The organism is Mesorhizobium sp. B2-8-1 (assembly GCF_006440955.1).
Lineage (GTDB): Bacteria > Pseudomonadota > Alphaproteobacteria > Rhizobiales > Rhizobiaceae > Mesorhizobium.
In genome coordinates, this window is the sequence record NZ_VFTX01000003.1 from 38,537 (window position 1) to 62,622 (window position 24,086).

The window sequence follows — 24,086 nt, forward strand, 5'->3', positions numbered from 1 at the left end:
GGTTGCCGCGCCCTTCTTCAAGCAGTTCTTGTGTCACGCTCGCGTGAGTCGGGCAAGAGCGTCATCCATGGCCCGAGCCGGCAGTTCGATCAGCCGCGGCGCCTCCGTGAACAGCAAGGCCGCCGTGACTTCGCGGCCGGGATAGAGCGGCCGCAGCAAGGCGCGATAGAGCGCGAGCTGCAGCAGATAGGCGGGCGGAACCTCGCCCAGCGAGGCGGGCGCCGGCCGATTGGTCTTGTAATCGATGATGGATACGCGGTCCGGCGTCACCGCCACCCTGTCGATCTTGCCGGAAATCGAGCGTTTCGTGCCCTTGACGTCGAGGCTGCCCATGACCGCCACTTCGGCGCGCGAAGAGGGTCCGAAAAGCGGCGCGAAACGCGGATCGGCAAGGATCGCCATAACCGAGGCGACCGCCTTTTCGCACTCGCCGGCCGGCCATTGCGCGCCGGCGCGGGCGAGATAGCGTTCGGCTGCGCCCTGGCGTTCGTTTTGCGCCACGCCGGGCAGCATCTGCAGCAGTTTGTGCAGCGCCAGGCCTCGCATGACGGCGAAGCCGGGTTCGGCGTCGCCATCCAGCACTGGCGAGCCGGTGTCGATGACGCTTTCCTTGCCCTCGTCGATCAGGGCGGAGGCTCCGGATGGCGACAGCGGGCGCGGCAGGTCCTCGTATGGCGGCAGCGGCTTGAACAAGATTTCGGGCGGCGGCCCGAAGTCCCGCGTCTGCCTGGCTTCGCTCTCGGCGACCGGTGCAAACGGCGGCAATCCGGTCACCTGGAAGCGATGCACTGAGACGCCGCCGCCGGCCGGATGCGGATACTCGGCACTCTCCGGCGCCCCGACCAGGGCACGGCTGACGAGCGAATGCCAGGTGCCGGTGTTCGGCGCGCGCTTGCCATGATAACCGCAGACGATCAGCCTGTCCTCGGCCCGGGTCATGCCGACATAGAGCAGCCGCCGGTACTCGTCATCGGCGAGATCGCGCGCCCTGGCCGCGGCAGCCTTCGAAATCCCGTTGGCGACGTCGCTGGTCGAACGCCAGAGAAAGCCCTTGCCGCTCCAGTTCAGCCCGGAACCCTCGAACGGCATCAGGCGCGGCAGGTGCTGATCGCTGAACGGAGCCGAACCGCCATCGACCAGGAAGACGACAGGCGCTTCGAGCCCCTTGGCTGCATGCACGGTCATGACGCGGACCTCGTCGCGGGTCTGGTCCATCTCGCGCTTGATTTCTGGGCCGGCGCTCTCCAGCGTCGACAGGAAGGCTTCCAGCCCGGGTAAGCCGGCCCGCTCCTCGGCAAGGCAGAAACTCAGGAATTCGTCGAGAATGTCGCCGGCCTCCGGCCCGAGCCGCGCAACCATCTTGCGGCGCACGCCACCGCGTGCCAGCAGGCCGGCATAGAATTCGAACACCGGCTTGAAGACGGCCTCGTTGGCCCAGATGTCGAGTTGAGCGGCGACCGCCGCGAGCGCTTCGCTTTGGCTGGCATGCTGGCGCAGGGACCCGGCCAGCGACAGGCCGGATGGTCTTTGCGCGGCCAGTGTGAAAAGCGTCTCTTCCGACAGATCGAAGATCGGGCTCCGCAGCACGGCGGCGAGCGACAGATCGTCCTGCGGCTGGATCAGGAAATGGCCGAGCGCGATCAGGTCCTTGACCGCGATGTGGCCGGGCAGGCTCAACCGGTCGGCGCCGGCGACCGGGATGTCACGACGTTTCAGGGCACGCGTCAGAGCATGGACGAAGCGATCGCGCTTGCGCACCAGCACCAGCACGTCGCCAGGGCGCAGCTTCTTGCCGCGGCCTTCGATGACCTCGCCATTGCCGATCCAGCCGGCAATGGTGGCGGCGACGTTTTCGGCAACCCGAACCGCCGGCGCGCGGGCATGGTCGACTGCCTGGGTCCAGTCGTCCGGCTCGTCGACGACGTCGGCGCCGATGGATGGCCAGACCTCGACATAGCCCGGCGCATCGGTGCGTATCGCCTTGTGGCTCAGCGGATCGGGGTCATGGCTGATGCCACGCCGCACGACCGGATCGGCGAAGACGCGGTCGACGGCGGCCAGAACATCGTCGGTCGAGCGGAACGACCAGGTGAGCTTCAGATCGGCGAAGGGCGCATCGGCGTCGCGCACCTTGCTTGCGAACAGGAGCCTGCTGTCGGCGAAGGAATCCGGCGCCGCTCCCTGGAAGGAATAGATCGACTGTTTTTCGTCGCCGACAGCGAAGATCGTCCGATGCGCGGTGTCTCGGGCGCCGATGCCGGCAAAGAATTCCTCGGCCAGCCGCTTCACCACCTCCCATTGGTCGGGGCTGGTGTCCTGCGCCTCGTCGAGCAGAATGTGGTCGATGCCCTGGTCGAGCTTGTATTGCACCCACGGGCCGGCATCGGGCCTGGCCAGGAGACTGACGGTGCGGGTGATCAGGTCGTTGAAGTCGAGGAACCCGCGGCCACGCTTCAACTGCTCGTAGCGGGCGACCAGCCAGTCGGCCAGCGTCAGCGCGGCGCGCGTGCCCTCCAGCATCCGGAACAGGGCGAGCCGGTCGACCGTCTCGACGATTGCGGTGGTCGCCGAGAGATAGCGCTCCGCCAGGTCCGGCAGCCGGTCGAGCAGCGCCTTCTTGAAGGCCTTGGCTGGATCGTAGACGTCGCCGTCGGCCTTCAGGAAAGCCCGCGAAAGCAGCTGCAGGCGGCGCACGGGGTCGGTTTCCGCGAAAGCCAGGCGCGCATGAGGCAAGATGTTGTTGAGCACCGTCCTGGCGTCGGCGGCCTCCGCCGCCTGGGCGAAGCCGGCAAAATAATCCGGCAGGAAGCCGGGCAGCGGCCAGATGGCGGCCGCTATGCCTTCGGCGGTCTGGCCGGGGCGGAATTGGAATTCGTCGAACAGCGTCTGGAAGTTCGGGCCGCCTCGATCGATCTCACCGATGAAGGCGCCCAGTTCGTCGCGCTTGCGGACGATCTCACCCAGCAAAGCGTCGAGCCCGGCCTCGCCACCGCGCTCGAGCACGGCGGCGAAAGCTTCGGCGAGGTCCGGCCGATCCGCCGCGCTGCCCGAAATCATTTCACGGCGCGCGGCGGCGAACAACGATGCCTCCATCTGCGGGTCGAGCATCTCGAAATGCGCGGGGATGTTGGCTTCCAGCGGGAACTGGTGCAGCACCGATTCGCAGAAGGCATGAATGGTCTGGATCTTCAGGCCGCCGGGCGTTTCCAGCGCCTCGGCAAACAGGCGGCGGGCGCGGCGCATGGTTTCGCGGTCGGGCCGGCGGCCATCGAGCGCCTCGACCCTCACCGCCAATTCGGCATCGCCGAGCGCGGTCCATTCCGACAATGTCGAGAAAACCCGGTTCGACATGTTGGCGGCGGCGGCGCGCGTGTAGGTCAGGCACAGTATCTTCGACGGATCGGTGCCACGCAGCAGGAGCCGGATGACGCGCTGGGCCAGCACATGGGTCTTGCCGGACCCGGCATTGGCCGACACCCAGGCGGAATTCCTCGGATCCGAGGCGCTGGCCTGCCTGGAGGCGGTTTCGCCGGGGATGGGATAGGCTTTCTTCATGCCTCCCCTCCCTCGTCATCCGCATCGCCGCCCGCCGACCATTCGAGCACGCGGGCGAGATGGTCGTAGTTGCCGTCGGTCTCGCCTTCGCGGAACGGCAGTGCCCGCGACAGGTAGCCGGCCGCCGGATCGGCATAGTGGATGAGCAATTTCTCCAGCCGCGCCCAGGCCTCCTCGGCGAGGTCCGTGGCGGTGCGTGGCTGCCGGTTGTATTCGAGGATCGATTCCTCGAAAACCTCGCCATTCGGCTTCAGCCTGACAAAAGCCAATTGCGAGGGCTCGCGCGCGCCGAGTTCCTGGAAAGCGCCGCGCCTGAGCAACGCGCCCTCCAGGGCCAGTTGCGGCGACAGCAGCGTGTGCGCCTGCGCCTTGGAAGGCGAGGAGCCGGTCTTGTAGTCCAATATGTCGGCCATGCCGCCATGGAGAAGATCGACCCGGTCGGCATAGCCCGACAGGGTGATCCCGGATTGGCCGACCACGGTCTTGGCCGCTCGCGCCTCGGCGTGGCGCCGGGCCACGGCCCCAGCGCGGCCGCGTTCCCATTCGATGATGCTGGCGGCGAGCTTTTCGAAACGCGGCCACCAGACCGCCTCGACATCGGCGGGAAGTGCTGCCTCGGCAAAGCAGGTCCGGCCGGCGGCGAGCAGGCCGGCCAGCGCATCGGGAGCACGCGGATCGGCCACGCTGCCCGAGAACAGATGCAGGATGGCGTGGAACAGCGTGCCGCGCTCGGCCGCACCCGGGTCGCGGATGACCGGGTCGAGCGGCAGCAGGCCGAGGATGCGCCTGGCATAGACGGCGTAGGGATCGCGACGCAGCGTCTCGATCTCGGTGACCGAGAAATGGGTTGGACGCAGCGCGACCGGCGGCTTCGGCTGCGGGCGCGGCGCGAAGTCCCGCCGCGGGCCGGAATCGAGCGCGCGCGCCCAGGCGATGAGTTCGTCGCCGCGTTCGGCAAGCCTGGCTGCCTGGTCCTTCCCGATATAAGTGAGAATGCGCTGCAGCCAGCGCGAGGGCACGGCGGGCGCGTCGCCGGCGCGTGCGGAGCGCGATAGCACCACCTTCGCCGCCCCCATGGCCATCTGGAAATCATGTGCGGCAAGCCCAATGCGCCGTTCGGGCGGCTCCAGGTCGATGCCGGTCTTCATCAGCCGCGACATGAAGCGATCGCTTTCGGGTTTGCGCGGCCACACGCCTTCGTTCATGCCGCCGATGACCAGCGTGTCGACATTCTGCAAGCGGGCTTCCAGCGCCCCCCAGATGGCGATGTTCCTGTCTGTGCCTTGCGCCGGCTTGACCGTCTCGGGCGCGATCAGCGCGTCCATGACGTCGGGCCATTCGTCGGCGGCAAACGACAGCGGCACGGGCGCCGCGACCAGTCCACGCAACAGGTCGGCGAGCTTCTCGCCGGCATCGCCGGCATAGAGCGCGCCAAGCCCGCCATCGGCCGCACGGCCGAGATTTTCCAGCACCACGACGCTGGCCCCGACCAGCGCCACAAGACCGGCGTCGGCCTGACCGCGAAAGGCGGCAAGCGGCGCCAGCGCTTCGTTGAGACGTCCGAGCAAATTCCGCGCGCCTTCGATGGCGCGCACGGTCAGCCGGGTAAACCAGAAAGGCCGCCTGCTGTCGGCGCCGAGGTCAACCAGGCGGGCTTCGAACAGGTCCGGCAGCGACGCGATGTCGGGGCGGCCGGTGCCGCCGCGCAGCGCCACCAGTTCGATCAGTTCCGCCGCATGGCGAACGCTCGTCCGGTCCAGGCCAAGGGCAAGCAGGGGATGCTTGAGCAGCGACAGCAGGCCGACCGGGTCACCGGGACGGAACACCGCCTGCAACGCCAGGCCAAGCAGGCCGGCGGCGGGCGTGTTGGAAAGCGGCACACCACCGGAATCGTCGGCGACGACGCCGAAGCGAGCGAGCTCGACCGAGACGCGGCGCGCCAGCGCACGGTCACCGGTAACGAGGGCCGCTCTTTGGCCGGGCTGCTCGACTGCGCGCTTGAGCGCGACGGCGATCCCCACGGCTTCATCGCGTTCGCTGGCTGCCTCCAGCAGGCTCACGCCGGAGAACGCCTGCTCGATGTCGGAGGGGGAAAAGCCGCTGCGCGTCTCGGCCCACAATTCGGTGGTCTCGGCCGGCCGCAGCGCTTCGCCGACGAGGGCGGCGCGAAGCGCGAGTTCATGTCCGGCCGCGCCGATCTCCTCGACATCGCCGCGCAGCACACCGATGGTGCCGATCAGCTTGGCGAGGCCGTATTGCGGATGGCCGAGCACGGCCGGACGTGCGCCCGGCGCCGTGATGGCCTGGAAAGACGGCTCATCCATCGTCCGGTCGAGGCCTGGCAGCACGATGGCTCCTCCCGCCAAGCGGGCGATTGCGGCCAGCAGCTCTGCCGTGGCGGGGATGGAGCCGGTGGAACCGGCGGCGATAACCGGCCCGGCGGGCGGATTGCGCCGCAGCCGCGCCGCTTCCAGCCGGATCAGGGCGCTGCGATGCGCGGCCGGGTTGGAGAGGTTCCGTTCCCCAAGGAATTTCGGCCAGGCTTCGGTGACGATGCCGAGGAAATCGAGCGTGACCTGCCACCATCCCGCGAGATTGCCGCTCACCAGATCGGCGAGCCGCGTCCAGTCCGTGCCTTCCGTCTCGATCTCATCCATAAGCCGGGCGAGATCGCGCGCCAGCCAGATCGCATCGGCGGCGGAGGCCGGAATGACGATCTCCTCGTCGAAAAGCGCCGCCACATGCGCCGGCAGCCGGCGTTTCCAGGCACGCACCAGCGGCGCCAGCAGCAACAGGCGTTCGGTTGCCGCGATCGGCGGCGCGAGGTCGACGGCGGCCGACGCTTCCGTCTCGAACGCGGCCTCGTCCTCATCGAACTCGCCGAGCGGCCGGATGACTGGCAGAATCGCCGAACCGCCGCCGCCCCTCGCCGACAGGCTGTCGACGAAGACGCCACGCAAGGCGCGCGCGGCGCGGCGCGTCGGCACATAGATGATGACATCGGCCAAAGCGAGCAGGTCGCCATCGAAGCGAAAGCCCGGAACAAGACGCCCGGCCAGCAGCGCCTCGGCAAGCGTCGGCAGAAACGGCGCACCGGGCGGAATGGAGAAAACGCGGCCCGGGCCGCTCATTGCAACTCGGCTAGCGCGTCGGCGACCGCCGCTTCCGCGCTGGCAATAGCGTCAGGCGTGCCGACGGTGATCCAATGGCCATACATCGGCATGCCGGACAGCCGGCCGGCGGCGATCGCCTTGTCGAAGTAGGCGTTAAGCGAATGAGGTTCCGGCAGGGCACCCTTGAAGATGCGCGGATGGACGATCGCCGCCCCGGCATAGATCAGGCCCGCCGGATCGCCCTTGGAACGCCGCAGGGTGCCGTCCGGCGCCACCAGGAAATCGGTGCTGCCGCAGTGTCCGGTCGCCTGATGGAGATCCGCCAGCATCAGCAGAATATCCATTTTCGCGGCGTCCCATGCAAGGGCGAGACGGTTGAGATTGGGCGTTCCTTGGTCGATCCAGAAGGTGTCGGCGTTGAGGATGTAGAAGGGCTGTTGGCCGAGCTCCGGCAGCGCCTTGACGATGCCGCCGGCGGAATCGAGCAACCGCTCGCTCTCGTCCGAAATGACGATCCGCGGCGCATGGCGCGCGCCGAGATGGGCGACGATCTGTTCGGGAAGATAGTGCACGTTGACGACGGCCTTGCCGATGCCGGCCGCGGCGAGACTGTCGAGGCCCCAGTCGAGCAGCGTCTTGCCGGCGATCCTGACCAGCGGCTTGGGGATCGTGTCGGTGATCGGCCGCATGCGCTTGCCGAGCCCTGCGGCAAGCACTATCGCAGTTTTGGGCACGATCGCAGTTTTGGGCACGCTCGCTGCGTCCGGTATCGATGTCACGGCGTTTGCTCCTCCAGCAGACCGTGAGCGGTATAGAACTCGCGAAGGCCGGCCAAGGCAGGATGAGACAGCGCCCGGCGCAGATAGTCGCGGATACGCGGCAAGTGCTTCAGATAATAGGGCTTGCCGTCGCGTTTTTCGAGCCGGACGAAGATGCCGAGGATCTTGGAATTGCGCTGCGCCGCCATGATCGCATAGGCCTCGAGGAATGCCGCCTCGTCAAATGGGCCGGCCGCGTGGCGGGCGGCGACATAGGCATCGAGCGTGCGTTTCTCGATGCCTGGCGGGATGGTGACGCGCGCGTCCATGGCCAGCGAGGCCACGTCGTAAGCGGCGGGGCCGATCAACGCGTCCTGGATATCGACGATACCGAGCCGGTCATGGCCGGAGCGCTCAGCGCGCCAGATGATGTTCGGCGAATGAAAGTCACGCAGCATCAGCGTGTATTGGCTGTCAGCGAGGCGGTCGAGAACCGCGTTCCACTCCTTGTGGTAGCCGACGCGCAAGGCATCGCCCGCCGGAGCGCCCGTCAGCATCGGCACGTACCAATCGACCAGCAGGTCCGCCTCGATCAGCATGGCGTCGCGGTCGAAGGGCGGCACATCGTGAAACAGGCCGGGCGCGGCCTCCATCCGGTGGGGCCAGGTCTTGCCATGCATCATGGCGAGCAGTTCGGCCGCCGCCTCATAGCGCCCGGCGACCGGCCTGCCATGCCCGTCCAGGAAACCTTCGGAGCCCAGATGTTCGAGCAGCAGGAATCCCTGGTCGAGATCCTGCGCATGGATTTCGGGAACGCTGACCCCGGCGGCGAGCAGCGCGCGGTCGATGGCGGCGAAGGCTGACACCGACTGGGCGGTGTGGGCGATGACGCCATAGGGCTTGCCGTCGCGCACCGGCGGGCCCAGCACCAGCCGCGGCGAGTTCATCAGCACCCTCGCGGCATGGCCTGGAAGCGAGACAATTTCGTAGGAGCGGGCAGAGGCATCGCCGATGAAATGGCGGCGGCTGGCCTCGCCCCATCCAGCGCCTTCGAGGAAATCACGCATGGCGAGCGACCGCGCCACCCGATCGTAGGCAGCGCCTTGCCCGGACAGTCTCGCCAATCGGCCATCGCCATGCTGGACGAGTTCGATCAGCACGGCGGTCCCAGGCAAATAACCCTCGGCCCGTTCCGGCCATTCGACAAGGGCCGCGCCTTGCGCCAACGCCTCGTCGAAGCCCAGTTCATCGAGCTCGGCTGCCGAGGACAGGCGGTAGAGGTCGAAATGATGGACCGGGATGCGCGTATCGTAGCTTTGCACAAGGGTGAAGGTAGGACTCGGCACGTCGAGACCGGCATCGTCGGCCAAGGCCCTGATCAGCGCCCGCGCCAGCGTCGATTTGCCCGCGCCGAGATCGCCCTTCAGCGCCAGGACGTCGCCGGCGCGCAACGCCAGCGCCAGATCCTCACCCAGCCGCGCTGTCTGTGTTTCGTCGGCGAGTAAACGCTCGAGCATCAATGCGGCCATCGAGTGCGCTACTCGGCCGCGGCGCGGATGCCCGGCATGTCGGGAAAGGTGCAGATGACGGTCGTGCCCTTGTCCTTGCCGGTTTCGATGCGGACGCTGCCGCCATGCAGCTCGACGAAGCTCTTGACGATCGACAGTCCGAGCCCGGCGCCGCGCCGGCGGCCGCCATTGGCGCGCGGCTCGAAGCGGCGGAATACCGAGTCAAGCACGTCGGGCGGCATGCCGGGTCCATCGTCATGGACCGAGAATTCCACCCCGTCCGCCAACTGACGGCAGGCGAGCCGGATGGCGCTGGCCTCCGGCGCGTAGTTGGCGGCGTTGCTGAGCAGGTTGTAGAGGATCTGGCGGATGCGGATTTCGTCACCGTGGAAGGTCTTCGGCGCCGCGGCGGCATCGACCTCGAGCCTGATTGAATGCTCTTCCAGCCGGTCGGCAACCAGCTCGGCGGCGGCGGCGATCGTGCGGTCGACATGGACCTCGGAAATGTCGAGCTGCATGATGCCGGCATCGACCGTGGCCAGGTCGAGTATGTCGTTGACGATGGTCAAAAGCACCGAGGACGACGAGCCGACATGCTCGACATATTCGCGCTGCTTCTGCGTCAGCGGACCGGTGGCCGGCAGCGACAGCAGTTCGGTGAAGCCGATGATGTTGGTCAGCGGCGAGCGCAGTTCGTAGGACACGTGCTGGACGAATTCGTTCTTGAGCTGGTCAGATTTCTCCAGCGCCTCGTTCTTGTCCTTGAGCGCGCGTTCGACACGGACGCTGTCGGTAACGTCGACGAAGGTCATCATCACCTGCCCGTTGGGCAGGGGGATCACGGCGTAGCGCAGCACGGTGCCGTTGTTGAGCTCGGTCTGGCCGTGGCGGTCGCGGCGCTCGTCGTCGAAGCCGGTGATGGCGGCGACGAAGCCGCCCCACGGGCTGTCGATCGCTTGCAGGTCGCAAAGCTCACGGATTGCGGAAACATGGACATTGGGCCGGGCGGTTTCGGCGTCCAGGCCCCACAAAGTAGCAAATGCCGGGTTCGACAGGCGCAGCCTGCCGTCGGGACCGAACACCGCCACGCCTTCGGCGAGGTTGTCGAGTGTTTCGCCCTGGACCCGCACCGCGGTGCGGTAGCGGCTTTCGAGGTCCATCTTCTCGGTCAGGTTCTCGAACACCCAGGTGACGCCGCCCTTGGGCTGCGGGTTGGCGACGACGCGGATGGTCTTGCCGTCGGGCAGGTGCCACCAATGCTCCTGCGATTCCACCGCGCGGTAGGCGCCGAGCAGGCCTTCCTTCCAGCGACGCCACTCCGGCTGCTCGGCGATCTTGCCCTCGCTGCGCAGCCGATCCAGCAGCAAAGCGTTATCGGGCGCGCTGTGCAGGAAGCCTGCATCGAGGCCCCAGAGCTTCTGGAAAGCCTGGTTGAAGAAGCGCAGCTTCTCGTCGGTGTCGAAGATCGCGACCGCCGTGTTGAGCTGGTCGAGCGTGTCGGCGTGGCTGCGCACGGTGCGCTCATATTCGCTGCGGATCGTTTCGATGGCGCTGGTGTCGCAGGCAAGCCCGGCCGAACCGTCGGCGCCGGCGAAATCGGTCACCGCGAAGACGCGGCGGTCGCCCTCGATCACCGTGGAAAGCGTCTGTTCGAAGACAGGATGGGACTTGTGCTGGGCAGCGATCGCTTCGCGCGCCTGGCCGCCGAGGAATTCCTTGGCGTCGCGGACAGCCATCTCCGCGCTTTCGGCCTCGACCGCTTCGGCATAGGCCCGGTTCACCCATCTCAGGCGGCCGTCCTCGCCGCGCAGCCATGCCGGCATCTTCAGCGCCTCGAGCAGGCCGATCATCGTATCATGGTCGGCGGCCAGCCGCTGGTTTTCGATCTTCAGCCGGGCCTGGCTGCGTTGCGTCTCGGAAAGGGAAACGAACCGCACCAGCACATGCGCCGCGCTCTTGCGGCCATGCACTTCCAGCGGAGCGCCGGTCTGCGTTTCGATGACGAGGTCGAAGGACACGGCTCTTTCGCGCAGCCCCGCGACGGCATGCTCGAGTGCCGCAGCCGAGCGCGGCATCAGCCAGCGGCCGAAGGCAAGGAAGGCGGCCCGCTCCTCGGGCGCGCCGCTTTCGACCGGCAGCGTGCCGATGAGCTCGGGTTTCTTGTTCTCCGAGGCCCAGACGACGACACGCTGGTCGCGCAAGTTGAGCAGCGCCTCCGAACGGCGCAGCGCCGCGTTGATGTCCGCGATGCGGCTCCTGAGCTCGACATTTTCGGCCGAGGTGCGCGCTCTCTCCCGGATCAGAACGATGGCCGACAGGAATGCCGCTCCCATCACTCCGACAAAGACGGCAAGCTGCACGACCTCGACCGTGCTCACCGATAGGCTTGCGGCCTCCGCACCAGCAGCCTGGGCGTGGGCCACCGTGCCGGCCAAAGGCCAGCCAAGTGCGGAGCCGGCAAGGAACAGTCCGGCGCGCGCGCGCCATGAAGGGCGCCCGCCTCGCGTGGCGGTGCCGGTAGTCCTCGAATCGTCATGGCCGCCGGAAACGGCCCGTCCCGCGTAAAGCGGGTTATCCCCCGGCATGTCTTGGTCCTCTTCGCCGCCTGAATGCAAGACCGCCCTGATGCGTACGCCGGTCCTCGTCCCCGGACCGCGAATCACAACAATAGCGCCTGCTGGAATCGGCGTGAAGAATCATTCGGCGCAAAAATAAAGCCGGGCGAAAAGTCAATCGCCCGGCGTCAATATCTGGTAGTAAATTCAGCTTTGGTTAATAGCGGTAGTGTTCCGGCTTGAACGGACCCTGCGGGGTCACGCCGATATAGGCTGCCTGTTCGCCCGACAGTTCGGTCAGGCGAGCGCCGAGCTTGTCGAGATGCAGGCGCGCGACCTTCTCGTCGAGATGCTTGGGCAGCACGTAGACCTGGTTCTGGTACTGCTCGCCCTTGGTGAACAGCTCGATCTGCGCCAGCACCTGGTTGGTGAAGGACGCCGACATGACGAAGCTTGGATGGCCGGTGGCGTTGCCGAGGTTGAGCAGGCGGCCTTCCGACAGCAAGATCATGCGCTTGCCATCGGGGAAGGTGATCATGTCGACCTGAGGCTTGACGTTGGTCCATTTCAGGTTGCGCAGCGATGCCACCTGGATCTCGTTGTCGAAGTGACCGATGTTGCCGACGATCACCATGTCCTTCATCGAACGCATGTGGTCGAGGGTGACGACATCCTTGTTGCCGGTGGTGGTGATGACGATGTCGGCGGTGGGTGCGGCATCTTCGAGCGTGACGACCTCGAAGCCGTCCATCGCCGCCTGCAGGGCGCAGATCGGATCGACCTCGGTGACCTTGACGCGGGCGCCGGCGCCCTTCAGCGAGGCGGACGAGCCCTTGCCGACGTCGCCATAGCCGCAGACGACGGCGACCTTGCCGGCCATCATGGTGTCGGTGCCGCGGCGGATGCCGTCGACCAGCGATTCCTTACAGCCATATTTATTGTCGAATTTCGACTTGGTGACGGAGTCGTTGACATTGATGGCCGGGAAAGGCAGCAAGCCCTTCTTCTGCAGCTGGTAGAGCCTGTTGACGCCGGTGGTCGTCTCTTCGGTGACGCCCCGGATCGCTTCCTTCTGCTTGGTGAAGAAGCCGGGCGAAGCCTTCATGCGCTTCTTGACCTGGGCATAGAAATATTCCTCCTCCTCGCTGTGCGGATTGGACAGCACGTCCTCGCCGGCCTCAGCGCGCGCGCCGATCAGGATGTACATGGTGGCGTCGCCGCCATCATCGAGGATCATGTTGGAGGTGCCGCCGTCGGCCCACTGGAAAATCCTGTCGGTATAATCCCAGTACTGCTCAAGCGTCTCGCCCTTGACGGCGAAGACCGGGATGCCGGCCTCGGCGATGGCCGCGGCCGCATGGTCCTGGGTCGAGAAGATGTTGCAGGAAGCCCAGCGTATATCGGCACCGAGCGCCTTCAGCGTCTCGATCAACACCGCGGTCTGGATGGTCATATGCAGCGAGCCGGTGATGCGCGCGCCCTTGAGCGGCTTCTTGGAGCCGAATTCCTCGCGGCAGGCCATCAGGCCCGGCATTTCGGTTTCGGCGATCTCGATTTCCTTGCGGCCCCAGCCGGCAAGCGAGATGTCGGCGACCACATAGTCCTTGCTACCCGTCATGGCAGTGCTCCGATGCGAATTGTTACGCTGTTGAATTGGTTGCGGATGCGCCCGCGCCGGCAGGCGCGTCGAAGGGCGCGAATTGCCCGACTGACTAGCAGATCGGCGTCAAGACGACAATGGGATATAAAGAAATCTTTATCCCTGCATGTCTTTCATGCGAAGGTAAGGGATCAGCATTCCTCGCCGAAGCGGGACGCCACCAGCTGCTCCAGCGCATTCATGACCTCAAGCGCTTCGGGACCGCTGGCGGTGACGCGAATCGAATAACCCGGACTTGCAGCCAGCATCATCAGACCCATGATCGAGGTGCCGCCGACCTTGACGCCGTCCTTCTCGACATGGACCGACGCGTTGTAGCCGCTGGCGAGCTGTACGAACTTGGCCGAGGCGCGCGCGTGCAGGCCGCGCTGGTTGACGATCGGAAATTCGCGGACGATCTGGTCCTTTTCCGACGACATCGTGCTCATTTGCTGCTCAGGAGCTGGCTGGCGACATTGATGTATTTGCGCCCCGCCGCCTGCGCCTCGTCGAGGGCCGCCGCCATGTTGTCGCCCTTGCGAATCGAGGAGAGCTTGATCAGCATCGGCAAATTCATGCCGGCGATGACTTCGGTGCGGCCGGACTCCATCACGGAAATGGCAAGGTTCGATGGCGTGCCTCCGAACATGTCGGTCAGCACGATGACGCCCGCCCCGGTGTCGACACGGGCGACGGCGTCGACGATGTCGCGCCGGCGCTGCTCCATATCGTCGTCAGCCCCGATCGCCACGGTTTCGAAATTGTCTTGTGGCCCGACGACATGTTCCACGGCATGTCGGAACTCGGTGGCCAGTTGACCGTGCGTTACAAGCACGAGTCCGATCATTCTTTGGTGGCTCCCGTCATCGCCGCTTCACAGGCGCATTTTATGCTCGCCAGCCATTCCAGGCGGCGGGAGCGCTATCTTGTCGACGCGCGGCTCGTTGACAAGCCCAAAATTGCGCCGGCCCATGCCATTTTGACGCATTGCAGCAAAAAACCCCGGTCGCATCATAGAAAAGGCGCGATCGACAGATGCGCCATCACGGCGGGCAAGGCAGCGGCAATATTGCGTTCCGCCACGTCAATCCGCGGCACCAGGCAGCCGGCGATGTTGTCGTCGGCATCCTCCTGAAAGCGTGCCACTTCGCCGGTCGGCAAAAGCCTGACATGCAGATCGATGACGGCGCCCGCCTCAAACGGCACGGGTCGCGGACCACGCCCGGGCACCTCGACCAGGCCCTCGATCGCGGCGGGCGCGCGGCACACCAGCCGTCCCGCATGTGCCATGACGAAAAGCTGGTCGTCGCCGACGAGCCGTGAAAACAAGCCTCGCGGGTGGCAATGGTCAATGAGCGCCAGCGCCAGTGTCGTCTTGCCCGAACCGGATGCGCCGCTGACGAGAACGCCGCGCTCGCCGATCAGGATGGCCGTTGCGTGGATGTTTTCAGGCTGCATGAGCGTGCCCGCTTATGTATTTCGGAAATCCTGATCCAACCCCGTCATCCCGAGAATCTGCAGGTCTTCCAATAGTGTTCGCACCATAGTCCCGCTGTGGGGCGGATCCACGGGACAAGCCCGAGGATGACGGCCGTAAGGCCGCGATATCCGGGATCATTTTTGCATGAGGCATGATCTGATCCGAAAACCGGTTCCCACTTTTCGGGATCATGCTTCGGCCGGCAGCGTAACCACGAAGCGGGCGCCCTTGATCTCGCCTGGCTTGGTGCCGGGGATGTTCTCGGCGGTCAGCGTGCCGCCATGGGCCTCGACGATCTGCCTGGATATCGACAGGCCAAGGCCTGAATTCTGGCCGAACGCCTCGCCGGCGGGCCGGTCGGTGTAGAAACGTTCGAAGATGCGGTCGATGTTGTCGGCACGGATGCCGGGACCATTGTCATCGACGGTGAGGATGTTGAACTTGCCGGTGCGCGCCAGCGACAGGATGATGTGGCCGCGCTCCTCTGGCACGAAGGAGCGGGCGTTCTCGATCAGGTTGGTGATGACCTGGCCGATGCGCAGGTCGTGGCCGACGACGAAATAGCCTTTGACGCCCTGCGGCAGCTTGGCGACCCTGAGCTCGATCTCGACCGCCTTCTTGTTGCGCGTCGTTTCACGCGAGACGGCGACGAGGTCGGTGATGAATTTCTTCAGGTCCACGGTCCCCGCGTCATCCCGCGCCAGCTCGGCGTCGAGACGGGAGGCATCCGAAATGTCGGTGATGAGGCGGTCCAGCCGCCTGACGTCGTGCTGGATGATCTCCATCAGCCGGCTGCGCGAATTGTCGTTCTTGGCCAGCGGCAAGGTCTCCACCGCGCTGCGCAGCGAGGTCAGCGGGTTCTTCAATTCATGGGAAACATCGGCGGCGAAGCTCTCGATCGCCTCGATGCGCGCATAGAGCGCGTTCGTCATGTCGCGCACGGCAATCGACAGATTGCCGATCTCGTCCTGACGGTCGGAGAAATCAGGGATTTCCTCGCGGCTCTTGACGCCGCGCCGTACCCGCACGGCCGCCGCAGACAGCCGGCGCAGCGGATTGGCGATGGTGGAGGCCAGAAGCATCGACAGGATGGCGGTGACGAGCGCCGCGATGCCAAAGACGCGCAGGATCGCCTTGCGTTCGGCGGCGACGATCTTGTCGATGTCGCCGCCTTCGGTCGACAGCATCAACACGCCGAGAACGGCGCGGAAGCGCTGGATCGGCACCGCGACGGAAACGATCTGCTCGCCCTGTTCGCTGATCCGGACGATGGTCGACGGGCTGCCGGTCAGCGCCTTGACCACTTCCGGGAAGGCGGCGCCATTGCCGCCGGGCTGCTCGTGATAGACCGGCAGATCGGTGTTGCGGAAGAAGTCGAAGATGAACTTCTGGATGCGTTCGACAAGGTCGGGCTCTTCCTCGTCGACCGGGGGCAGATCGTACCGAAGGATCTGGCCGCGCGAATAGAGATGGCGCGAATCGAGCAGCAAATTGGCGTCGCGGTCGTAGATGCGGGCGCGGGTGCGGGTCGGCGAGATCAGCCGGCGCAGCACCGGGGCGACGCGCTCGGGATTGATCGGGAAATCCAGATTGTCGAGCTGGTCGGAGCCCGGTCCCAGGCTTTCGCCGGCCTGCAGCTCAAGCAGCTTTTCCGGATCGATGCTGATCGAATCGGTCTCGACCGTCGCCGAGGCGGCGATCGCGCCGGCGATGATCTCGCCCTGGGTCATGAGGCTTTCGACGCGGGCGTCGATCAGCCCGTCGCGGAAGGTGTTGAGATAGAGAATGCCGGTGACCAGGACTGCGAGGCCGGCGAGATTGAGGAAGAGGATACGCCGCGTCAGGCTGGAAAAGATGTGATGGCCGAGGAAGCGGCGCATGGGCACGGTGAGCTTCGACAGGAACGCGGGCATGATGCGCGCCGGCCGCCTTGCAACGCCCGCCGATCTGCTCCGCTGTGCTTCCACTGCCATCGAACAGCAGTTCCCTGCTTAGTATTAGTGAGTAGCGAATAGAGAAATGGTTGGCTGAGATCGCGGCGATGCACGGGTGGCCGCTCGCACCATTCAAAACTGACTACCGACTATTCCCTATTGTCTACCCGCCTATTCACGCCTCGCGGAACCGGTATCCGACTCCGTAAAGGGTTTCGATCATCTCGAAGTCGTCGTCGACGGCCTTGAACTTCTTGCGCAGCCGCTTGATGTGGCTGTCGATGGTACGGTCGTCAACATAGACCTGCTCATCATAAGCCGAATCCATCAGCGCATCACGACTTTTTACGACGCCGGGGCGCTGTGCCAGCGAATGCAGGATCAGGAATTCGGTGACGGTGAGCGTCACCGGTTCGCCTTTCCAGGTGCACGTGTGGCGTTCCTGGTCCATGACGAGCTGGCCGCGCTCGAGCGAGCGCGCCTGCTGGCTGGGCGCTTTTGCCGCGGCCTCACGGGCGCTGGCACGACGCAACACCGCGCGCACCCGCTCGACCAGCAAACGCTGCGAGAAGGGTTTGCGGATGAAGTCGTCGGCGCCCATCTTGAGGCCGAACAGCTCGTCGATCTCGTCGTCCTTGGAGGTCAGGAAGATGACCGGCAGGTCGGATTTCTGGCGCATCCGGCGCAAGAGTTCCATGCCGTCCATGCGCGGCATCTTGATGTCGAGGATGGCGAGATTCGGCGGGCGCGCCGCCAGGCCTTCCAGCGCGGACGCACCATCCGTGTAGGTTTCGACGCGATAGCCTTCCGATTCGAGGGCGATCGACACCGAGGTCAGAATGTTGCGGTCGTCATCGACAAGCGCGATTGTTGCCATTTCAAGCGGCTCCCTCATGAGCTGTCCCTTCTTTGGTAGAGAAGGGGCTTTTGCAGGACAAATTAGGTACAAAATGTGGCATAGGCCTTCGCCGCTGTCACGGGCGGCATGCCGGCGGCCACGATCGCACCTCGATATGGATTGGACGAACCAGCGCCGCCAATCCTTTGGGCAACCACGAAACTTTTTGCACATATAAACGATTTAAACAACTTTCAAAATATTTAAATCGATTAATGATTTGATATCATTCGGCTTTTCTGGTTCTGACCATCTAAGCTCGCGTAGTGGGCGTGCCGGAAAGGCGCCGGCAAAGATGCGCAAATCGGAGAAGGGTCATCCATGTCGGAAGTCGGCAAACGCAATCCTGCCTGCGCGATCGATCGTATCGGTCTCAGAACCTCTGGCCTGGTGCGCTACAATTTCGGGGCGCCCGCCCTCTACGAGGAATCAATCAGGCGCGGCGAAGCGCGGCTGACCGCACATGGCGCGCTGGTCGCCGAAACAGGCCAGCACACCGGCCGTTCGCCCAAGGACAAGTTCGTCGTCCGCGACGGCGCCACCGAGAATGACATCTGGTGGGACAACAACAAGGCGATCTCGCCGGACCAGTTCGAGACGCTGCTCGAAGAGTTCCGGGCGCACGCCGCGGACAAGGATCTCTACGTGCAGGACCTTGTCGGCGGCGCAGACCATGAGCTGAAGCTGCCCACCAGGGTCATCACCGAGTTTGCCTGGCATTCGCTGTTCATCCGCAACCTGCTGATCCGTCCGGAAGCTGCGGAGCTCGACCATTTCGTGCCCGAGATGACGATCATCGACCTGCCCTCCTTCCGCGCCGACCCCGCCCGCCACGGCACCCGCACCGAAACCGTGATCGCCGTCGACCTCACCCGCAAGATCGTCCTGATCGGGGGCACTTCCTATGCCGGCGAGATGAAGAAATCGGTGTTCACAATGCTGAACTACCTGCTGCCGGCCAAGGGCGTGATGCCGATGCACTGCTCGGCCAATGAGGGCCCTGGCGGCGACGCCGCGATTTTCTTCGGCCTGTCGGGCACCGGCAAGACGACGCTGTCGGCCGATCCGTCGCGCACGCTGATCGGCGACGACGAGCACGGCTGGGGGCCGCACGGCATCTTCAATTTCGAAGGCGGCTGCTATGCCAAGACCATCAAGCTGTCGGCGGAAGCGGAGCCTGAGATTTTCGCCACCACGCAGCGCTTCGGCACGGTGCTGGAGAACGTCGTTCTCGACGCCCATGGCGTGCCGGATTTCGACGACGGCCGGCTCACCGAGAACACGCGCTGCGCCTATCCGCTCGACTTCATACCCAATGCCAGCAAGACGGGGCGCGCCGGCCATCCCCGGAACATCATCATGCTGACCGCCGACGCTTTCGGCGTGATGCCGCCGATCGCACGACTGACCCCGGCGCAGGCGATGTATCATTTCCTGTCCGGCTACACGGCCAAGGTGGCCGGAACGGAGAAGGGCGTGACCGAGCCCGAAGCGACGTTCTCGACCTGTTTCGGCGCGCCGTTCATGCCGCGCCATCCCTCGGAATATGGCAATCTGCTGCGCGAGCTGATCGCACAGCACGGTGCCGATTGCTGGCTGGTCAACACCGGCTGGACTGGCGGCGCCTACGGCACAGGCAGGCGGATGCCGATCAAGGCGACGCGCGCGCTGCTTGCCGCGGCACTCGACGGCTCTCTGAAGACGACCGGTTTCCGTACCGACGCCAATTTCGGTTTCGAGGTGCCGGTGGCGGTGCCGGGCGTCGACGCCGCCATCCTCGACCCGCGATCGACCTGGGCCGACAAATCCGCTTATGACCGGCAAGCGGCAAGGCTGGTCGGCATGTTCGCCGTCAATTTCGAGAAGTTCGAAAACCATGTCGACGCCTCCGTCCTCGGCGCGGCGCCGCACATGCGGGAAGCGGCGGAATAATCGCCCGCCAGGCTCAGCCATCCTCGCAAGGCCCGGTCCCGATCGGGCCTTTTCTTTTTTCGTGCGCCGCGCCATGACTGCGGCATGACCAGCGACGACACAATCATCATTGCCGACGATGCCGTGATCCATCCGGGTGATCTGCACGAGGATTTCATCCGCTCCTCCGGCCCCGGCGGGCAGAACGTCAACAAGGTGGCGACGGCGGTGCAGCTGCGCTTCGATGCACGCAACGCACCCGGCCTGTCGGAGCGCGTGCGCGAACGCACGATCAGGCTTGCCGGCCAGCGCGCCACCAAGGACGGCGTCATCGTCATCGAAGCCGGACGCTTCCGCACGCAGGAGCAGAACCGGGCGGATGCACGGGCGCGGCTGACGGCGCTGGTCGCCAAGGCGGCCGAGCCGCCACCGCCGCCGCGCAAGAAGACGAGACCGTCGAAAGGCGCGGTCGAACGGCGGCTGAAGAGCAAGGCCGGACGCGGCACCATCAAGAAACTGCGCGGCCGGGTAGAGAACGATTAAGCAACACACCAATCGCGCGCGTGAACCCGCTTTCAATTTCGCTTTGCAGATGCAAGGTTTACTCATTGCCACAGCAAGGAGACCTGGAGATGGGTATGTTCGATTTCGTCAAGAGCGTCGGCAAAAAGCTCGGCATAGGCGGTGACGAGGAAGCGGCACCCAGCGCCGATACGCTCAAGAAAGAACTCGATTCGCACAAGCTCGGTACCGACGGCGTGCAGGTCGTCGTCCAGGGCGACACGGCGGTGCTGAAGGGCGTGGTCAAGGACCAGTCGGTTTTCGAAAAGGCGGTCATCGCCGTCGGCAACACGCTAGGCGTCTCCAAGGTGCAGGCGGACGAGTTGCAGGTCGCGCCGGCCTCCGGTTCGGCGGCGGCCGCGGCCAAGGAACCGACCTTCTACACCGTCCAGAAGGGCGACAATCTCTGGAAGATCGCCGAGAAAAGCTATGGCAAGGGCAAGGGCGCCAAGAACACGGTCATCTTCGAGGCCAACAAGCCGATGCTGACCCATCCCGACAAGATCTATCCGGGGCAGGTCCTGCGCATTCCAGACCTCACCTGATCAAGGGAGACGCGAATTTTTCGGGAACGGCGGCTTTCGGGTCGCCGTTTTCATTTTCAGATGGCATGCTCGAACCGACGAAACGGAGCTAGCGACCGACCTCATGCTCGTTCTGCCCAAGGGCGTCCGCCACATGCCGGCCTATCTGTCCCGCGACGTGCAGGAGGCGCTGGTGGAGGATGTGAGAGGCATCGTCCAGCAGGCGCCGCTATTCGTGCCGGCCATGCCGCGCACCGGCAAGGAAATGAGCGTGCGCATGACCAATTGCGGCCCGCTCGGCTGGGTCACCGACAAGGAACGCGGCTATCGCTACCAGCCGACGCACCCCGTGACAGGGACGCCGTGGCCGCCGATCCCGGATGTGCTGATGCGGTTATGGCGAGAGGTCTCGGCCTACCCGCATCCGCCGCAGGCATGCCTGGTCAATTTCTACGCGCCGGATGCGAAGATGGGTCTGCATCAGGACCGCGACGAGGAGGATTTCTCAGCACCCGTCGTCTCGGTCTCGCTGGGCGACGACTGCCTGTTCAGGGTCGGCCAGACGACGCGCGAGGGGGCGACCCGGTCGTTCCGGCTGAAGAGCGGCGACGTCGTCGTGCTCGGCGGCGAAGGACGCCTCTGCTTTCACGGCGTCGACCGCATCTACCCCTCGACCTCGGCGCTGCTGAAAAATGGCGGCAGGATCAATCTGACGCTGCGGCGGGTGACGAGGGGCGGCTAGCGTCTTCGCGAAGAAGGACCCTCAACGTGTCGTCCTCGGCGATCTGCCGATAACCTTGCATGAAGCGGACGAAATCTTGCCGGCCGGAAAGCTCGGTCAACCACAAGATGTCCGGTTTCTGCACAATCACCAGCGATGGCTGGTTGGTTTCGAGTTCGGCGAGCTTGGCGTCGATGTATCGATCGGTGATCTGCTTGTAGTGTTCGGCCGCCGTCTGATTGCTGCTTTGCGCCTCGACCTTCGCGAAATAGATAGCAAATGCCCCGAGCCAATCGCTGCAGTAACTCGAGATCCAGCTCCCGCCGACCATCCGCGTCAGTGGATGGCCCGCGGCAATGTCCGAGCCTATGAGTGCGACCGTCGGATGGTCCACCGCGGCCTTTATCGTGGCGACGAAATCGGCACCGGGTTTCTGGCTGGGCCAGAAGGGAACAGCATTGGCCAGAATGGCGGCGGCAAGCAAAAGCATGCGAGCCGACCTCATACCCGTGCCCGATGGGGATTGTTTCGCGGGGTCGATCTGGATGGCTCTGAGCAGTAACGCTCCCGCCATCAGGCAGATCGCAGGGAATGCATGATAAGGCCAGGCCTTGGCTTGGTAGACGAGAGGCACGGTGGCCGCCAGTGACGCCAGGACGAACACCATGATCAGCGGCGACAAGGCGAGACCGGGCCGAAGCAAGCGTAGCATGTAAACGGCGATGAGATAGGCCGGAGCATATTTGACCAACAGCGCTTGCGCGACCCCCAGGCGCATATAAGTGTCGGCCAGCACCGGGTAGATGGCATTCAGGAACTCTGGATAGAAGTACAGCACGGCGGCGAGATAAGCGACACAGACCAATCCAATCACCCAGTATTCGATGCAGAAGAGCAACCAGATCGACCGGCGCCGCCAGGCCACGTAAAGCGCCGGAACCAGCACCATCAGCGCATAATAAGGTTTCACCAGCACCATGACGCTGCCGGAAAGGCCGGCCAGTACCGCGATCGGCAAGCTCGGCGTGCGTCCTCCTGTCGGCGCGGCGCGCCAGGCCGCCAGCACCAGCGACGGCAGAAACAGGGCGACGCCCAGATGCTCCCGCTCGCTGAAAGCGTTGCCGGGAAGAATGACCAGCAGCGCCAAAAACAGCGGCAACATCGAGAACAGCACATGGTTCTCGGCAAAGCCGGCCAATCTGGCGATCCGCGCGGCAAAGCCTAGCCCCAGCAGGCAGATCGCATAGACATAGAAATGAATGACTACTTCCGGCGAAATGCCGAGAGCATGCGCCAGGGCCACGGCCGGCATGAACATCCACGGCGTAAAGGGCGGATTGACCTCGAAGAGATCAATATAGAGCCGTGAGCCGGCAAGCACCCGTTCGGACATGGTGATTGCCCAACTGGTGTCGGGTATGACACCCCAGCGCATCTGCCAGGGCACGGCAGCCGCAAGAACGATGGCCGCAAGAACAAGCGGCCATAGCCGCTCGGCCTGACCGCCGAAGCCGCGGGTGTGGGAAAGGGATTGGTTCTCGATCGCACTCATTCCGGATCGCTCCGTGCGGCGGCGAACACCCAGTGGCGAAGCACGACATAGTTGACGAGCGGGATGAGGATGCATGTCGCCACGATTGGGACCTGCGCCGAGAGGTCAAGCAGCCCCGACAACAGCGCGGGCAGGATCAACGACACGGCCAAGCCCACGAGGGTCAGAACGACAAAGCGCGGTGCCTCGAAGCGATGCGCCCCGTCGGAGACAAAGGTGAAATATTTGTGCCCCGCATAGGAGAAGGCGGCGGCAACCGCATAGGACAGCACCGAGCCGGCGGCGGGTCGCATCAACGCCGTCTCGCCCGTCGACAACATTGTCGCAAGGACCGCATAGATGAGGGTGGCGCCGAGACCGATGATCAGGAAGCGCGCTGGCCGTTTTGCCAGCCTCGGCCCCACCCCGATGTCAAACACGGCCGCTGCACACATATTGCGCTCCTAGCGGCAGCTGGGAAAGCCAGCCTTCAACCTTGCGCGCGACGGAATTGGCGAAAGGAAACATCAGAAAATGGCCGCCTTCGATGTCTGTGAGGCCGGCTGCCTGCAGCAGGCGCCCGGCCTTGCGCTGGCTGATCAGGACGGCATCTTCGTCGAACGGACAGCGAAGCACGGCCAGTCGCGTCAGCGGATTATAGGGATTGTGCTCGATCACGCAGACGACGCCACCGCGCCGGACGACGCGTCGCATCTCGGCAAAGAAGCCCGGCCACTGTTCGGGAGGCACATGGTGGGCAACGCAAACCGCGAAGGCGAGATCGAACGCGCCGTCCGCGTAAGGCAGGCGGGGGCCGGGGTAGGCGGCGTACGTGACCGAGGGATTTTCCTCACGTGCCCGCGCGACGGATTCGGTCGAGATATCGCAGCCGTGGAGCTCGGAAAAGAGCGGCTTCACATAGGGATGTAAAGCTCCGACGCCGCAGCCGACGTCGAGCGCCCGAACGGGGCCTTTGCCGATGCCACGCTCGGCGATCAGCCGGGCAAGCGGCGCCACTTTGGCCTGCAGGAAGAAGTCGTGTTTCAACCCGGAGAAGCTGATCGAGTCATCGACCGTCGTGTTGTAGGTGGCGCGGTATTGGTCGAACAGTTCGGCCATCAGGCAAACCTTCGATCGCGCGTCATCTGGGCCCAGGTGTTTCGGCTCTCGACGAGATCGAGCACCACCTCAGGCGGATCCTCCGCGCGAGCGTGCAAGGCATCGAGCAGTGTAGCAATGCGCCGGACGAGCAGCGGAAGGACCGCTCCCTCATTGAAGATCGGAATAACAAGGGAATAAACCAGGGCCTCTCGACCCGCAGTGGTGCTCGCGTTGATCACCGGTTGCTCCCGACACCCGCTGGAACTGCCATGAAAGCTAATCGGGATTGCCTAAGGT

19 protein-coding genes are annotated in these 24,086 nt (G+C 64.9%); 4 read left to right on the top strand and 15 right to left on the bottom strand.

The genetic code is table 11. The features are described 5' to 3' along the window. Positions 1 to 33: 33 nt before the first annotated feature. The 11 genes from addA to FJ428_RS08570 form a co-directional block, all read right to left on the bottom strand. On the bottom strand, positions 34 to 3,555 hold the full coding sequence (addA, locus tag FJ428_RS08515; protein WP_140879286.1) for a double-strand break repair helicase AddA: 3,522 nt from the start codon (positions 3,553 to 3,555) through the stop codon (positions 34 to 36). Continuing rightward, on the bottom strand, positions 3,552 to 6,686 hold the full coding sequence (addB, locus tag FJ428_RS08520; protein ID WP_140879287.1) for a double-strand break repair protein AddB: 3,135 nt from the start codon (positions 6,684 to 6,686) through the stop codon (positions 3,552 to 3,554). Before addB ends, addA begins: the two co-directional genes overlap by 4 nt. Continuing rightward, positions 6,683 to 7,447 carry a nucleotidyltransferase family protein gene (locus FJ428_RS08525; protein ID WP_281405848.1) on the bottom strand — a complete coding sequence of 255 codons (765 nt, stop codon included), beginning with the start codon at positions 7,445 to 7,447 and terminating at the stop codon, positions 6,683 to 6,685. The genes addB and FJ428_RS08525 overlap by 4 nt, the downstream gene beginning before the upstream one ends. Further along, on the bottom strand, positions 7,444 to 8,955 hold the full coding sequence (gene tsaE / locus FJ428_RS08530) for a tRNA (adenosine(37)-N6)-threonylcarbamoyltransferase complex ATPase subunit type 1 TsaE (protein ID WP_140625502.1): 1,512 nt from the start codon (positions 8,953 to 8,955) through the stop codon (positions 7,444 to 7,446). The genes FJ428_RS08525 and tsaE overlap by 4 nt, the downstream gene beginning before the upstream one ends. 8 nt (positions 8,956 to 8,963) lie before the next feature. After that, a complete protein-coding gene (locus tag FJ428_RS08535; RefSeq protein ID WP_140628770.1) occupies positions 8,964 to 11,519 on the bottom strand; it encodes a PAS domain-containing sensor histidine kinase in 2,556 nt (851 codons plus the stop codon). Between the two features lie 187 nt (positions 11,520 to 11,706). Further along, the gene (gene ahcY, locus FJ428_RS08540) at positions 11,707 to 13,107 is read right to left on the bottom strand and encodes an adenosylhomocysteinase (protein ID WP_140517752.1); all 1,401 of its coding nucleotides are present in this window, start codon (positions 13,105 to 13,107) and stop codon (positions 11,707 to 11,709) included. A gap of 173 nt (positions 13,108 to 13,280) precedes the next feature. Next, positions 13,281 to 13,577: an HPr family phosphocarrier protein gene (locus FJ428_RS08545; protein WP_140491179.1), complete on the bottom strand. Its 297-nt coding sequence runs from the start codon at positions 13,575 to 13,577 to the stop codon at positions 13,281 to 13,283. Further along, complete coding sequence (locus FJ428_RS08550) at positions 13,574 to 13,975, bottom strand: PTS sugar transporter subunit IIA (RefSeq protein WP_010912939.1); 402 nt, start codon at positions 13,973 to 13,975, stop codon at positions 13,574 to 13,576. The genes FJ428_RS08545 and FJ428_RS08550 overlap by 4 nt, the downstream gene beginning before the upstream one ends. 164 nt (positions 13,976 to 14,139) lie before the next feature. Next, entirely contained in the window at positions 14,140 to 14,586 is a 447-nt protein-coding gene (locus FJ428_RS08560; RefSeq protein WP_140879288.1) for an HPr kinase/phosphorylase, read from the bottom strand. Between the two features lie 210 nt (positions 14,587 to 14,796). Continuing rightward, positions 14,797 to 16,581, bottom strand: a complete 1,785-nt coding sequence (locus tag FJ428_RS08565; protein WP_140491185.1) for a sensor histidine kinase — start codon at positions 16,579 to 16,581, stop codon at positions 14,797 to 14,799. Positions 16,582 to 16,717: 136 nt separating this feature from the next. Next, positions 16,718 to 17,419: a response regulator transcription factor gene (locus FJ428_RS08570; RefSeq protein ID WP_010912942.1), complete on the bottom strand. Its 702-nt coding sequence runs from the start codon at positions 17,417 to 17,419 to the stop codon at positions 16,718 to 16,720. A 342-nt stretch (positions 17,420 to 17,761) separates the two neighbouring features. Here FJ428_RS08570 and FJ428_RS08575 point away from each other — a divergent pair, with 342 nt between their 5' ends. The 4 genes from FJ428_RS08575 (at position 17,762) to FJ428_RS08590 (ending at position 21,178) form a co-directional block, all read left to right on the top strand. After that, positions 17,762 to 19,372 carry a phosphoenolpyruvate carboxykinase gene (locus tag FJ428_RS08575; protein ID WP_140879289.1) on the top strand — a complete coding sequence of 537 codons (1,611 nt, stop codon included), beginning with the start codon at positions 17,762 to 17,764 and terminating at the stop codon, positions 19,370 to 19,372. An 84-nt stretch (positions 19,373 to 19,456) separates the two neighbouring features. Continuing rightward, positions 19,457 to 19,894: an alternative ribosome rescue aminoacyl-tRNA hydrolase ArfB gene (gene arfB, locus FJ428_RS08580; protein WP_140491189.1), complete on the top strand. Its 438-nt coding sequence runs from the start codon at positions 19,457 to 19,459 to the stop codon at positions 19,892 to 19,894. Between the two features lie 89 nt (positions 19,895 to 19,983). Further along, positions 19,984 to 20,457, top strand: a complete 474-nt coding sequence (gene lysM / locus FJ428_RS08585; protein WP_140491191.1) for a peptidoglycan-binding protein LysM — start codon at positions 19,984 to 19,986, stop codon at positions 20,455 to 20,457. 103 nt (positions 20,458 to 20,560) lie between these two features. Then, the gene (locus tag FJ428_RS08590; protein WP_140879290.1) at positions 20,561 to 21,178 is read left to right on the top strand and encodes an alpha-ketoglutarate-dependent dioxygenase AlkB; all 618 of its coding nucleotides are present in this window, start codon (positions 20,561 to 20,563) and stop codon (positions 21,176 to 21,178) included. On the opposite strand, the gene FJ428_RS08595 is transcribed toward FJ428_RS08590, so the two are convergent. Genes FJ428_RS08595 through FJ428_RS08610 form a run of 4 tightly spaced genes read right to left on the bottom strand, consistent with a single transcriptional unit; the run spans position 21,141 to position 24,028 of the window. Continuing rightward, positions 21,141 to 22,709 (bottom strand): hypothetical protein, encoded by a 1,569-nt coding sequence (locus tag FJ428_RS08595; RefSeq protein ID WP_140879291.1) that lies wholly within the window; start codon positions 22,707 to 22,709, stop codon positions 21,141 to 21,143. The genes FJ428_RS08590 and FJ428_RS08595 overlap by 38 nt on opposite strands. Continuing rightward, entirely contained in the window at positions 22,706 to 23,143 is a 438-nt protein-coding gene (locus tag FJ428_RS08600; RefSeq protein WP_140879292.1) for a GtrA family protein, read from the bottom strand. The genes FJ428_RS08595 and FJ428_RS08600 overlap by 4 nt, the downstream gene beginning before the upstream one ends. Continuing rightward, positions 23,121 to 23,807 (bottom strand): class I SAM-dependent methyltransferase, encoded by a 687-nt coding sequence (locus FJ428_RS08605; RefSeq protein ID WP_140879293.1) that lies wholly within the window; start codon positions 23,805 to 23,807, stop codon positions 23,121 to 23,123. Before FJ428_RS08605 ends, FJ428_RS08600 begins: the two co-directional genes overlap by 23 nt. Continuing rightward, positions 23,807 to 24,028: a hypothetical protein gene (locus FJ428_RS08610; RefSeq protein ID WP_140879294.1), complete on the bottom strand. Its 222-nt coding sequence runs from the start codon at positions 24,026 to 24,028 to the stop codon at positions 23,807 to 23,809. Before FJ428_RS08610 ends, FJ428_RS08605 begins: the two co-directional genes overlap by 1 nt. Positions 24,029 to 24,086: the final 58 nt, after the last annotated feature.